Origin of the sequence: Salinimicrobium flavum (assembly GCF_042684505.1) — a bacterium.
Classification (GTDB): domain Bacteria; phylum Bacteroidota; class Bacteroidia; order Flavobacteriales; family Flavobacteriaceae; genus Salinimicrobium; species Salinimicrobium flavum.
The window spans coordinates 511,887-524,153 of the sequence record NZ_JBHULT010000006.1 but is presented as its reverse complement, the minus strand read 5'-3'; the positions used below and the strand labels follow the sequence as shown (position 1 = coordinate 524,153).

The window sequence follows — 12,267 nt, the reverse complement described above, 5'->3', positions numbered from 1 at the left end:
CCAGATCAATTTTAGGAGCCACCTCTGAAGAACCCCTTTTGAAAGGCAATTTATCTGAGGTAAGAAGGCCATTTTATCTTCTTATGTGTTTGGAAAAATCTTTGTGTGCACTCCTGTAGAGTTCTTCCTCACTTAGGCTTTGAAAGTACCGGTAGGTCTTTTCCATACCTTCACTACGGGAAACTTTTGGTTCCCATCCAAGGATCTCCTTTGCACGTGTAATATCGGGTTGACGCTGCATGGGGTCATCCTCTGGGAGAGCTTTATAAATGATCTTTTGAGTGGTACCGGTAAGCTTAATGATCTCTTCGGCAAAATCCTTTATAGTGATCTCATGCGGATTACCAATATTAACAGGATACACGTAATCACTCAACAAAAGCCGGTAAATGCCCTCGATCTGGTCATCAACATAACAAAAGGAACGTGTTTGAGATCCGTCGCCAAACACCGTCAAATCCTCTCCTCTCAAAGCCTGTCCAATAAAAGCCGGAATTACCCTCCCGTCATTCAAACGCATGCGCGGGCCATAAGTGTTGAATATCCGCACGATCCTGGTTTCCAGTCCATGATACCGGTGATAGGCCATAGTAATAGATTCCTGGAACCTTTTGGCCTCATCATATACCCCACGAGGTCCAATTGTATTCACATTTCCATAATAATCCTCATTTTGGGGATGCACCAGGGGATCTCCATACACTTCAGAAGTAGAGGCTATAAGGATCCTGGCATTCTTTTCTTTGGCAAGCCCTAACAGGTTATGAGTTCCAAGGGAACCAACCTTTAAAGTTTGGATCGGGATCTTTAAATAATCTATGGGACTTGCGGGGGAAGCAAAATGAAGGATATAATCAAGCTGTCCCGCTACGTGCACAAAAGTGGAAACATCATGGTGATAGAATTCAAAATCTTCAAGCTTAAAAAGATGTTCAATATTTCTACGGTCCCCGGTAATAAGATTATCCATTCCCAATACATGGTAACCTTCCTTGATGAATTTATCACAGAGATGAGAGCCAAGGAATCCGGCAGCTCCGGTTATAAGGATCCGTTTCTTCATAGTTGATTTTAACGATATGAAATTAAGTATTTTTTGTTGTTCTGCAACCCTTTTCCTCTAGAGGTGCAGTGGTATTGAGGATTTAAGAATAATTTAACCCAATTGGTTCCTCAAGAAACATTCAGTTCAGCTGATATTCCTTAATTTAATAATCATAAATAGAAAAGAGTATGAAAATGAAAAATTTGATACCCCACTTCCATATCAACGTAAGTCCTACAGAACGTGCGGTTTCTTTACTGGCCGGCGCGTGGTTTCTCTATGATGGCCTCGGAAAAGATAAAAAAAGCGTTTTGGAAACCGTCATTGCCGGCTACCTGCTATACAGAGGCGCCACAGGAAATTGCGCAGCATACAGTGCAATGGGAAAAACCAAACCCGATAATCACAGCCGCAATGTAAATATCCAGATACGGCAGATCGTCAATAAACCCCGTGAAGAAGTCTATCAATTCTGGAAGGATTTTGAAAACCTGCCGTTGTTCATGGAACATCTTGAAAATGTAGTATACCTGAATGATGATATCTCAGTCTGGGAAGCAAATTTACCCGGAGGTTTGGGTAAGATACGCTGGAAAAGCGAGATCGTAAAAGACCGGCCCAACGAGTTAATTGGCTGGCATTCCCTTCCGGGTTCTGCTGTTGAAAACGCCGGAAAAGTCGAATTCAGGGATATGGGAGAAGGAACCGAAGTTCACGTGGTGATATCTTATCATGCACCCGGAGGATTACCCGGTGAGGGTGCTGCCCGGCTTATAAATCCGGTTTTTGAAGATATGATAAGACAGGATGTAGAAAACTTTAAATGGTTTATTGAACGGGAATACCTGCATTAATTAACTTATTTAAGATCTTGCATAAGCTTCTCCAGGCTCACTTTCCAGTCAGGAATTGGGATGTTAAAGGTAGAAAGGGTTCTTTCCTTGCTCATAACACTGTTGGCCGGCCTAATGGCGAGGGTTTGAAAATCATTTGATTCGTTAAGGATCGTCTTTTCCTTAGAGAGCCTGAGGATCTCTTCGGCAAAGTCATACCAGGTGGCTTCTCCCAGATTGCTGTAATGATAGGTGCCATAACTATCACTTTTTGATGCAAGGAGTTCAAGGATAAATTCTGCCAGGTCATAAGCGTTGGTAGGGGAGCCTTTTTGATTTGTGGTAATATTGAGTTCTTCTCCTTTCGCAGCTTTATCCCTTATAGTGTTGAAGAAATTATGACCAATATCTGAGTACAGCCAGGAGGTTCTAAAAATGAAGTATTTATCCATATGTTGCCTGATGTATTCCTCTCCCAGGCATTTCGAGGCTCCATAAACATTCAAGGGTGATGTTTCATCTTCTTCGGTATAAGGTGTATCTTTTTTTCCGTCAAAAACATAGTCTGTGGAAAAGTGGATAAGGGTGATGTTATTGTCTTTACAGGCTACCGCAAGATTCCTGACAGACTCGGCATTTATTAAATAAGCCATTTCCTGCTCCTTCTCTGCCTGCTCCACCTTTGTGTACGCTGCACAGTTGACGCAGTAATCGAAATCATGTTTTCTAAGATATGCATTTACGACCGCAAAAAGCGAAAGATCAAGGTCATCTGAAGTGGCATAGGTGAATACAAATTCCTGATACCTGGAAGAGATCCTTTTAATACACTGCCCCAGCTGGCCCGAAGCTCCCGTTACTAATACTTTCTTCATAATCCCAGATCTTTTAAATGAGGTAGCTGTGCATCTTTTTCAGAAAGAATCAATTTCTCCTCCGGGAATTCCCAGTCGATATTAAGATCAGGATCCTTCCAAAAAACGCCGGCATCTGCTTCCTGATGGTAATATCGGTCACATTTATATGCGAAAACCGATGTTTCGGAGAGGGTTAGAAATCCATGTGCAAATCCTGCCGGAACAAACAATTGGTGATGATTTTCGCTGCTTAAGATCGTTTTAAAAGATCTTTTGAAGGTGGGGGATCCGGGTCGCAGGTCCACAACCACGTCAAGCACTTTTCCCAAAACTATTCTCACCAGTTTAGCCTGTGCAAAAGGTCCCTTCTGAAAATGCAGACCTCTTAAAACCCCCTTGGTAGAGGTAGATTGATTATCCTGTACAAAATTAATATGCAGCCCTGTAACCTCCTCAAATCTTCTTTGGCTGAAACTCTCCTGGAAAGTTCCCCTGTGGTCTTCAAAGACCGAAGGTTTGAGGATAAAACAATCTTTTAAGGGTGTAGTTTCCAGTTTAAGCATTTATTCCAATTCTAATAAATATTCACCGTAGCCGCTTTTTAATAAAGGTTGTGCCAGGCGGTGAAGTTGTTCTTTTGTAATATATCCCATGTTATAGGCGGTCTCTTCTATCGCACCAATCTTGAGGCCCTGTCGTTCTTCAATGACCTGTACAAACTGGGCAGCCTTCATCAGGGAATCAAAGGTTCCAGTGTCAAGCCAGGCTGTGCCTTTATCAAGTATGCTTACCTGAAGTTTTTGATTTTTCAGATACTCATTATTAATATCTGTGATCTCCATCTCCCCCCGATTAGAAGGTTTTATATTTCTGGCGATCTCTGCCACATTATTGTCGTAAAAATAAATCCCGGGAACCGCGTAATTCGATTTTGGATGTTCCGGTTTTTCTTCAATTGATCGCACTTTCCCTTTGTCATCAAAATCAACGACTCCGTATCGTTTGGGGTCTTTTACGTGATAAGCAAAGATCAATCCTCCATCGGGATCACTATTGCTCTGTAATAAAGCATCGAGTCCCGAACCATAGAAGATATTATCCCCAAGAATAAGCGCCACCTTCTCCTTTCCTATAAAGTCCTCCCCTATGGTAAAGGCTTCTGCAAGTCCTTTGGGTTCATCCTGCACCGCATAGGAGAAGGAACAGCCATATTTACTGCCGTCGCCCAAAAGATCCCTGAATAAGGGAAGGTCTTTGGGGGTAGAAATGATAAGGATTTCCTGTATCCCTGCCATCATTAATGTTGAAAGGGGATAATAGATCATTGGCTTATCATATACCGGCATCAACTGCTTGCTCACTGCAAGTGTCAATGGGTGAAGCCTGGTACCCGATCCTCCTGCCAGGATTATTCCTTTCATTTATTATATTTTTGAAGATACCATTTTACGGTCTTTTCAATACCCGATTCAAAATTTTCATCGGCCTTCCAGTCCAGTTCATTTTCGATCTTACTGGCATCTATCGCATATCTTTTGTCATGACCAGGCCTGTCCTTGACATAAGTAATAAGATCTGAATAACTCTTCCCGTCCTCCCGGGGATTTATGAAATCCAGTATCTCACAGATCTTTTGAGCAATATAAATGTTTTCACGCTCATTGCGACCACCAATATTATATGTTTCCCCAAATTTTCCTTTGTCCAGTACCAGTTTGATCCCTTTACAATGATCTGTTACATATAACCAGTCCCTCACATTTTTTCCGTCGCCGTAAATAGGAATGGGCTGAAGACCAAGGGCAGTTCTGATAATGGTGGGGATCAATTTCTCGTCGTGCTGGTTTGGTCCGTAATTGTTCGAGCAGTTGGTTGTTATAACCGGAAGGCCGAAAGTGTGAAAATAACTGCGCACCAGGAAATCTGAAGATGCTTTAGAAGCCGAATACGGACTGTTGGGAGCATAAGCAGTTTCTTCGGTGAAAAGACCTTCAGTACCAAGTGTACCATAGACTTCATCTGTGGAAACATGTAAAAATCTGGCATTTTTGAACTCCGGCTTTAGATGAAAAGGTCCTTCCATCCATAGTTTATAAGCGTTGTTCAGCAGTTTGAAGGTCCCGGAAATATTGGTTTCAATAAAAGCTTCAGGATCAAGAATTGAATTGTCCACGTGAGATTCCGCAGCAAAATTTACCACAGTCTGAAACTGGTATTTTTCAAAGAGTTCCTTTACCAGGTCTTTGTCGTTGATATCCCCTTGTACAAAAGTGTAATTCTCCCGCCCATCCACATTAAGGTTGTCAAGGTTCCCGGCATAAGTTAACTTGTCAAGGTTCACAATGTGCACCTCGTCATCATCCAAAAATAAATTGATATAATTGGAGCCTATGAATCCTGCTCCTCCGGTAACCAGTATAAAATTATTATTTTTCAACATGTTGCTTTTTCGGTTGTTTTTTTAGTGTTTTAGGCTGTTCCGTTTTTTCTCCTTCCGAAACAGCTGGAACTTCAAAAATTTGTTCCAGGATCTTTTCAGTGATCAAATAGGTGGGTTTGACCCCTGTAGTACCCAGACCACCGGATGCAAGGGTACTCCCTGTTTCCAGGGGATTATCTGATGCATAGTAGGCATATCTCACCTTCACCTGGTCGCTGATGTTGCCCCTTAACTTAGAAGCCGCTTGTATGGCCTTTTGATAGTGAGCCCCTTCCATCTCAAGACCTACCACGTTCCAGGAAGATTCGTGAAAGAATTTAAGGATATCCTTATTTTGAAGGGAAGTTCCCAGTACAGTGATCATAGCTCCGTCACATACGTGAATGCCGTGGCCATCAAGATCCTCCTTTTTTAGCTCATTTTTAAAAGGATAGTTATCTGCCGTTCCCTCAAAAAGGTGTGCAGTGGGGATCATGATATCCCCTTTTCCACCCACCAGTATCCCGGCTTTTCCCATTATGGAAATAGAGGCTACATTCAAGTGAATATTTCCCTGCTCGCTTTGATAAGGTTTCAACATTTCATCCATGGTTTCATACGCCTGCTCTCCAAAGGCATAATCCATTACCATTATTACCGGTTTTTCTTCGTCCTTCAGATCAGCTTTGAGCTTAAATTTAGAACCATTGGTCTTTATTTTTGCGGTATCAAATATTTGTACATCAATATTAGTCCCACTCGTGTCCTCGATAAATGTCATTCCTTCTTCACGAGCCGCTTTCATTACCCTCATCCTCAGTTTTCCATTGGCATTGTTACTTAGATCTTCGTAGATCCCTGAAACAGGTTTTTTCTTCAATTCAGGTTTTAAAGCCTCCGGGGCATACAGCGTATTCATCACACTGTGCATATTGGCACTTATGATGTGTAACGGTCGGCTTAAAAGGTTTTTTTCAAGAAGCACCTCTTTTATCTTGTTTGCCCATATCTCCCCATGAATATGGTGACCCAGTCGCTCCCTAAGGACCGGACTAAAGGTGACGATGCGTTTGTTATTATTCAGCATTTCATCAAGCGCCAGTTTTCCCAGCCAGTAAACAATATGAAGGAAACGCTCATGATTATCTGCCGTGCTGAACATGGGGTAAATGGTGTTCACCTCTCTAAAAGTCCTTCCCAAAATATTGGCTGTATGGGTCAATGCTACTTCTTTTTCAGCCTGCGAAAGAGGCTCTTTAGAAAGGACCGCATTTTCCAGCTTTTGCCAGTCACGTGATACTCCCCCTTCTTCATCTATCAAAACCCGGCGCATAATCTTATGGGACTCAATAAAGAGAAAGGTAAGGTGAGTTAAAATATCATATATCTCAGACCTGCCCCTGGTGATCTCAATATTCATTTGCTCATCATCAATACGGTAGCAGTTCCTGCGTCTTTTAGGCGGAATTATTGGTTTGAAATGAGAATTCCCATATCCTTCATCACTTGTAAGATTAATGAACCGACATTGTTCAAGACCTATCGGAAGCCTGTCGATCACGTACAAAAGTCCGTTTAATTCCACTTTTTCTCCGGCAACAGAGCCATAAATTTCCGGCCTCAGGATCAAAAGAGCTTCCCGAAGTGTTTCCCCCGAAACGCCCATAGGTTTGTAGAAGCCCCGGTTGAAAAGATGGCGCATCGTAATGTACATTCGCTCAATAGCATTTGAACTTTCCTGTGCACGTGTGCGTCCTTCCAATTTTAAATTACCCATATATTATTTTCGAATTTTTAAAGTTTTTCAAGTACTTCGGCGATCTTGCGGTCGTTCGAAAGCCTTGGTAGTTTATTTTGGCCTCCCAGTTTTCCAATAGATTTCATATACTTTTGAAAACCGTTAGACGGTATTTTAGTTATTTTTAGTCGTTGCAGGATCTTCCCTTCAATTAGATCTTTGTAATACGAATTCTGCTCCTGCAGGGATCGATCAAGGGCATCTGCGAAAGAATCTATTTCCCGGGGTTCCTGTTCAAATTCAATGAACCATTCATGGTACGGTAGCTGCTCTCCCACGGGGGTTATCTGAGGAGCAACAGTAAATTCTGATATCTGAACATCTGTACCCGCAGTAGCTTCCTGCATGGCCTGTTCAACTTCTTTAGCAATAACATGTTCACCAAAAGCCGATATAAAATGCTTTATTCTCCCCGAAACGATCACCCTGTAAGGCTTCAGGGAAGTGAACTGTACCGTATCACCAAGATTATATGCCCAAAGGCCCGCGCTGGAAGAGATGATCATAACATAGTTTGTATCTAACTCTACCTCTCCAATGGTAAGTCTTTGTGGCTCTTCAGAATAAAATTCCTCAGCCCTGATAAACTCGTAGAAGATCCCCGAATCCAATTGGAGCAACATGCCTTTTACTCCTTGTTTGTCCTGAAATGCAAAGAATCCTTCGGAAGCAGGGAACAATTCAATGCTGTCCACCCGCCTGCCGATGAGGCTTTCAAATTTGGCCCGGTAAGGCTCAAAATTTACTCCCCCATAAATGAACAATTCAAAATTAGGAAAAATTTCCCCCACTTTTTTACCGGTTTTTGCAATGAGGCGTTCAAAATACATCTGTACCCATGAAGGAATCCCGCTTATTACGGTCATGTCCTCCTTGACGGTCTCATTTACCACAGCCTCCACTTTGGTTTCCCAATCTTCAATACAATTCGTCTCCCAACTAGGCATACGGTTGCGCTGAAGATATCCAGGAACAAAATGTGCTACAATTCCCGAGAGCCTTCCGAGTTTAATGCCATTCTTTTCATCGAGCTCGGGACTACCCTGTAAAAAGATCATTTTCCCATCTACAAATTCCGCTTTTCCTGAATCTGAAATGTAGCACAGAATGGCATTTCTCGCTGCCTCAATATGTGTGGGCATAGATTCTTTGGTCAACGGGATATATTTGGCTCCACTTGTGGTACCCGATGTTTTGGCAAAATACAGTGGTTTCCCCGGCCAAAGGATGTTTTCTTCTCCTGCCACCACTCTATCTACATAAGGTTTTAATTCTTCATAATCACGCACCGGTACCCTTCCTGCAAATTCCTTCGGATTCGATATCGTATCAAAGGAATGGTCTTTTCCGAATTGAGTATTTCGTGCCTTCCTGATCAGGTCCCTGAAAACCTTTTGTTGGGTTTCTTCGGGTTTTGCCGCCCAGGAATCGATCTTTCGGCGGATAATAGCTGCGAATATTTTTGCTGAAAATGACTTTATGGACATAATTTACTGGAAATCGATAAAATCTGTTGGGTTAACTGAGTGGCCTTCACTCCACAGTTCAAAATGTAAATGCGGCCCGGTAGAAAATTCACCGGTAGATCCTGCTGTTGCGATGACTTCTCCCCGTCTAACACGTTCCCCTTGTTCCTTGGTAAGGGAGGCATTATGCTTATAAACGGATACCAGTCCATAGCTGTGCTCTACAATGATCACATTGCCGGTCTCTGAGGTCCAGCCCGTAAAAATTACGGTACCGTCAGACACAGATTTTACCGGGGCATTTGGGGTGGCGACTATGTCTACTCCAAAATGTTTTTCTTTCAGGTTATATCCTTCAGAAAGTGGTCCTTTAATAGGGGGGAAAAGTGCGTAGTTTGCTCTCGAGGTAGCTGTCTCCAAAAAATTGTATTTGTCTTCCTGAACCACCATGTCCCGAAGCAGGGAATCTTCTTTGGAAGGGCTAAGATCAACATCATCTGTATTCAGTCTCTGATTTTCCAGTATAGAATCCCTGTTAAACTCTACTGATTTTACGTCACCGGACAAAACCCTTTTAATAGAATTCAGGTACTGGTTGTTTAGGTCAACGATGGTTTGTAATGAGTCTGCTTTATAGGCGAGGCCTACTGCCTGCTGCTTAAGCGTAGTTGAGGAATACCCCGGTATATACTCCCTTAAGCCTGTAAATGCTATTAAGACCGTCGTCATGATAATGAGGAGGATTACCGATACGCCTACTACCACAAAAACGTTGAGCCGGGTAAGTCTTAAAGATACTTTTTCCTCAAAGGTATCCTCATTAAGAATAACCAGCCGGTATTTATCCACCAGTTTTTGGGCTAAATTCCTTTTATGTTCTCTCTTTTCATCCATTTTTAAAGACCTTGGGCAAAGATAGGATAAACTTAATTTATACCGGTTTTATGCATACAGAAACCATTGATTTAAAGTTTTATTGCTAACTTTGCAACTTAAAATATATCGTTATGAACGCAATTTTTTTACCATTAGCTATAGGGGCGCCACAAATCATACTTATTGTGGTGATCGTGTTGTTGTTGTTTGGCGGAAGGAAAATTCCTGAATTAATGAGAGGCCTTGGGAGCGGAATTAAGGAATTCAAAGATGCTTCCAAAGAGGACGAGGCACCTACAACAAAACCTGAAGAAGACAATAAAAGACTGTAATTCAATGTCTTTATTAATATTCAAAAACCCAACTTTCGTTGGGTTTTTTTATTTTCCTGCCTATTTGATCCTGGCCGATTTCAGGATGGCTTCAAGCTCCTGCATATTATCCCGTTTCCGGGCAGAAGGTGCAAAAGCAAATCCTTCAAGGATCACAAAACGATCATTCTTTTCGTCAAATACAGCATAATTTAAAAAAGGACCGGCCATAAACGCACCTTTTACTTCCCAGGTACCTTTGGTTTCCCAGGCAAACTTGCCGTCGATTTCCGATTCAAAGATATAAGGAGCATAAGCCTCTTCAGTGATCATATAAGTACCATCTAACGGACCGGGAATATGTTTTTTCCCTATGGAATCACGCATGGCCATAATGTTGCCAATGATGTTGGTGTCTTTTTGAATGGTATTCACCGGCACTTCGTAAACAAGGATCTCCATACTGCCATTAGTAATATCCTTTCTTATCCAGAAAAAATCGTCACCTTCTTTGGCATACCGGTAAGCTGTTGGGAATTTAAGTGAAACCCCCAGGTCTTTTTCCAGCTTGGCATCATCTTTTAAAGATTTTTGAATTCTTCTTTGTTTTTCTTTTATTTCGGTCGCTTTAAGTGCCTTGATGATACTGTCTGCGTGCTTTTCCAGCTGGGCAATAATTTCTTCCCTGTTCTCTCCTGTCACAAAAATTCCCGTCTGCGGCCGGGCAAAGGGATCATTTGCAACCTGCACATCAGCCTCTTTTCCTTCCTGAATTGACAGGAATAGTCTGTTCTTTCTTACAAAGCCTGTAAAAGCTTCCGGAGGCATTTGATTCATAGAAAACAAGGGTTCCTCCTGTGGTAATCCATCTACAGGTGCTGCGAATAATCTTCGTATCACTTCCCCCACTTCCCCGTTCCAAAGATCATTCTCAACTATAACTGATAAATTGTTGATATTTCCCGAAGAGGGCTGGAGTATTGCCTTATCATCCTTTGGATCGTCATTACAGGCTTGAAGTACAAATAAACTGAGGAATAGTACGGTTAGTTTTTTCATAAAAATTATATTTTGAAGGTTTTTCTATCCTTCGGAAAGTTTAAGTTTCATACCAGGTTTAAGGCTGCTGCCGTTCATATTATTCAGCGTTTTTATCTTCTGGACAGTGACTCCGGGAAATTTTTTGGAGATACTCCACAAGGAATCCCCTTTCTTAACAGTATAGGTACTGGGGGAAGATTTTGCTGAAGCTGAATTGGAAGCTACAGGATTACGGGGGTAAATCGTAAGACTTTGGCCCACCCTGAGATTATTGCTGCGCAAATTATTCCATCGCTTGATCTGGCTTACACCAACTCCATGTCTTTCGGCTATTTTACCCAGATAATCTCCCTTCCTCACCCGATACCTTATTCTGCTCTCAGAATTCACCAGTTGTGGTAAAGGCTTTTCTTTCTCAGACAGTTTTGAATCAGCGTAACGGTATATTGCCTCTTCGTTGTTAACAAAGAAGCCGGTTCTGTTACTGGGCAGCCTTAAAGTGTACTTCTTGTCTTCGATATATGGGATGACGTCGATCTTATAACTGGGATTTAAGAACTGCAGCAGTTCTTTTTCCACCCCGGTTACTTCAGCGATCTGATCAAAAGAAAGCATTCTTTTTGTTTGAACAGTATCTGTCTCAAAATAAGTGGTTCTGGGATGAGGTGGTTGGAATCCGTGTTCTTCAGCATACTCAAAAATGTACAGTGTCGCCAGGAAGGCAGGTACATAACCGGCGGTTTCACGGGGCAAGAAAGGGCGCAGGTTCCAGTAATTGGTTGACCCCCCGCTTCTTCTTATAGCCTTGGAAACATTCCCGGGGCCAGAATTGTAAGATGCCAGCACAAGGTCCCAGTCTTTAAAGACACGGTATAAGGTTGACAGATATTCTGCCGCGGCTTCCGTAGATCTTACAGGATCCATGCGTTCGTCAACATAAGAACTCACGTCCAGACCATGCATTTTTCCGGTCGCAAACATGAACTGCCATAAACCTGTGGCACCCACCCTTGAGCGTGCCCTGGGATTAAGAGCTGATTCGACAATGGCAAGGTATTTAACTTCCAGCGGGATATTATGCTTGTCAAGTTTTTGTTCAAAAAGGGGGAAATAGTAAGAACTCAGAGCCATGAGGTTTTCCATGGACTTCTTGTTCCTTTTAAGGTAGGATTTAATTACATTTTCCAGCAGCGGATTATATTCCACATTAAATGGGGTGCGGGCATTTAACCTCTCAAGACGTTTTTTAAGAGTATCTGTGGGCAGTTCATTGAAAACTACCTCGCGGTAATCAATGTTAATAAGGGAGTCCTGTAAATTACTGTAAAGGCTGGATTTAAACAGTTCTTTCTGCCATAACGAATCGATCAATGCGGCCTCGGGATCATCCAACAGGGCAAACACGACGGAGTCTTTAATGATCTTATGAACCGGTACATTATTTGCAAGTTCTACATCATCACTGTCCAACAACATGAAGAAATCCTGTTCAGGTAAACGCACGGTATCTGCCGTACTTTCTTTTTCTTCTCCACTTTCATTTTTCGCTTCTGATTCTTTTTGCTGCGCAAAAGCGCTCATGGACATCAGCAGCAAGATAAAAGGCAGAATTCTTTTCATA

General features: G+C 42.2%; 12 protein-coding genes. 2 read left to right on the top strand and 10 right to left on the bottom strand.

Features of this window, described 5'->3' with window-relative positions; translation table 11 throughout:
* Window positions 1–73 precede the first annotated feature (73 nt).
* Window positions 74–1,063: a UDP-glucuronic acid decarboxylase family protein gene (locus ACFSTG_RS05730; RefSeq protein WP_380749469.1), complete on the bottom strand. Its 990-nt coding sequence runs from the start codon at window positions 1,061–1,063 to the stop codon at window positions 74–76.
* A 176-nt stretch (window positions 1,064–1,239) separates the two neighbouring features.
* On the opposite strand from ACFSTG_RS05730, the gene ACFSTG_RS05725 reads away from it, so the two are divergent.
* Window positions 1,240–1,899, top strand: coding sequence for an SRPBCC family protein (locus ACFSTG_RS05725; protein WP_380749466.1), 660 nt, complete (start codon window positions 1,240–1,242; stop codon window positions 1,897–1,899).
* A 5-nt stretch (window positions 1,900–1,904) separates the two neighbouring features.
* On the opposite strand, the gene rfbD is transcribed toward ACFSTG_RS05725, so the two are convergent.
* From rfbD to ACFSTG_RS05690, 7 genes are read right to left on the bottom strand one after another with little or no spacing between them, the layout of a single operon-like run.
* A complete protein-coding gene (rfbD, locus tag ACFSTG_RS05720; RefSeq protein ID WP_380749463.1) occupies window positions 1,905–2,753 on the bottom strand; it encodes a dTDP-4-dehydrorhamnose reductase in 849 nt (282 codons plus the stop codon).
* Window positions 2,750–3,298 (bottom strand): dTDP-4-dehydrorhamnose 3,5-epimerase, encoded by a 549-nt coding sequence (gene rfbC / locus ACFSTG_RS05715; RefSeq protein WP_380749460.1) that lies wholly within the window; start codon window positions 3,296–3,298, stop codon window positions 2,750–2,752. The genes rfbD and rfbC overlap by 4 nt, the downstream gene beginning before the upstream one ends.
* Complete coding sequence (gene rfbA, locus ACFSTG_RS05710; RefSeq protein WP_380749457.1) at window positions 3,299–4,156, bottom strand: glucose-1-phosphate thymidylyltransferase RfbA; 858 nt, start codon at window positions 4,154–4,156, stop codon at window positions 3,299–3,301.
* Window positions 4,153–5,175 (bottom strand): dTDP-glucose 4,6-dehydratase, encoded by a 1,023-nt coding sequence (rfbB, locus tag ACFSTG_RS05705; protein WP_380749454.1) that lies wholly within the window; start codon window positions 5,173–5,175, stop codon window positions 4,153–4,155. The genes rfbA and rfbB overlap by 4 nt, the downstream gene beginning before the upstream one ends.
* Window positions 5,162–6,931 (bottom strand): DUF6909 family protein, encoded by a 1,770-nt coding sequence (locus ACFSTG_RS05700; RefSeq protein ID WP_380749451.1) that lies wholly within the window; start codon window positions 6,929–6,931, stop codon window positions 5,162–5,164. The genes rfbB and ACFSTG_RS05700 overlap by 14 nt, the downstream gene beginning before the upstream one ends.
* Before the next feature lie 17 nt (window positions 6,932–6,948).
* On the bottom strand, window positions 6,949–8,439 hold the full coding sequence (locus ACFSTG_RS05695) for a GH3 auxin-responsive promoter family protein (RefSeq protein ID WP_380749448.1): 1,491 nt from the start codon (window positions 8,437–8,439) through the stop codon (window positions 6,949–6,951).
* 3 nt (window positions 8,440–8,442) lie between these two features.
* On the bottom strand, window positions 8,443–9,312 hold the full coding sequence (locus ACFSTG_RS05690) for a M23 family metallopeptidase (protein WP_380749445.1): 870 nt from the start codon (window positions 9,310–9,312) through the stop codon (window positions 8,443–8,445).
* Between the two features lie 113 nt (window positions 9,313–9,425).
* On the opposite strand from ACFSTG_RS05690, the gene tatA reads away from it, so the two are divergent.
* Window positions 9,426–9,626 carry a twin-arginine translocase TatA/TatE family subunit gene (tatA, locus tag ACFSTG_RS05685; protein WP_380749443.1) on the top strand — a complete coding sequence of 67 codons (201 nt, stop codon included), beginning with the start codon at window positions 9,426–9,428 and terminating at the stop codon, window positions 9,624–9,626.
* A 60-nt stretch (window positions 9,627–9,686) separates the two neighbouring features.
* On the opposite strand, the gene ACFSTG_RS05680 is transcribed toward tatA, so the two are convergent.
* Together ACFSTG_RS05680 and ACFSTG_RS05675 are read right to left on the bottom strand one after the other, a co-directional pair.
* Window positions 9,687–10,664 carry a DUF4837 family protein gene (locus tag ACFSTG_RS05680; RefSeq protein ID WP_380749440.1) on the bottom strand — a complete coding sequence of 326 codons (978 nt, stop codon included), beginning with the start codon at window positions 10,662–10,664 and terminating at the stop codon, window positions 9,687–9,689.
* A gap of 24 nt (window positions 10,665–10,688) precedes the next feature.
* Entirely contained in the window at window positions 10,689–12,266 is a 1,578-nt protein-coding gene (locus ACFSTG_RS05675; protein ID WP_380749437.1) for a lytic transglycosylase domain-containing protein, read from the bottom strand.
* Between the last annotated feature and the right edge of the window lies 1 nt (window position 12,267).

Excerpts from the sequence above, each read along its gene's own strand:
- ACFSTG_RS05730 (WP_380749469.1), bottom strand. The coding sequence starts at position 1,063 with ATGAAGAAACGGATCCTTATAACCGGAGCTGCCGGATTCCTTGGCTCT.
- ACFSTG_RS05725 (WP_380749466.1), top strand. The coding sequence starts at position 1,240 with ATGAAAAATTTGATACCCCACTTCCATATCAACGTAAGTCCTACAGAA.
- rfbD (WP_380749463.1), bottom strand. The coding sequence starts at position 2,753 with ATGAAGAAAGTATTAGTAACGGGAGCTTCGGGCCAGCTGGGGCAGTGT.
- rfbC (WP_380749460.1), bottom strand. The coding sequence starts at position 3,298 with ATGCTTAAACTGGAAACTACACCCTTAAAAGATTGTTTTATCCTCAAA.
- rfbA (WP_380749457.1), bottom strand. The coding sequence starts at position 4,156 with ATGAAAGGAATAATCCTGGCAGGAGGATCGGGTACCAGGCTTCACCCA.
- rfbB (WP_380749454.1), bottom strand. The coding sequence starts at position 5,175 with ATGTTGAAAAATAATAATTTTATACTGGTTACCGGAGGAGCAGGATTC.
- ACFSTG_RS05700 (WP_380749451.1), bottom strand. The coding sequence starts at position 6,931 with ATGGGTAATTTAAAATTGGAAGGACGCACACGTGCACAGGAAAGTTCA.
- ACFSTG_RS05695 (WP_380749448.1), bottom strand. The coding sequence starts at position 8,439 with ATGTCCATAAAGTCATTTTCAGCAAAAATATTCGCAGCTATTATCCGC.
- ACFSTG_RS05690 (WP_380749445.1), bottom strand. The coding sequence starts at position 9,312 with ATGGATGAAAAGAGAGAACATAAAAGGAATTTAGCCCAAAAACTGGTG.
- tatA (WP_380749443.1), top strand. The coding sequence starts at position 9,426 with ATGAACGCAATTTTTTTACCATTAGCTATAGGGGCGCCACAAATCATA.
- ACFSTG_RS05680 (WP_380749440.1), bottom strand. The coding sequence starts at position 10,664 with ATGAAAAAACTAACCGTACTATTCCTCAGTTTATTTGTACTTCAAGCC.
- ACFSTG_RS05675 (WP_380749437.1), bottom strand. The coding sequence starts at position 12,266 with ATGAAAAGAATTCTGCCTTTTATCTTGCTGCTGATGTCCATGAGCGCT.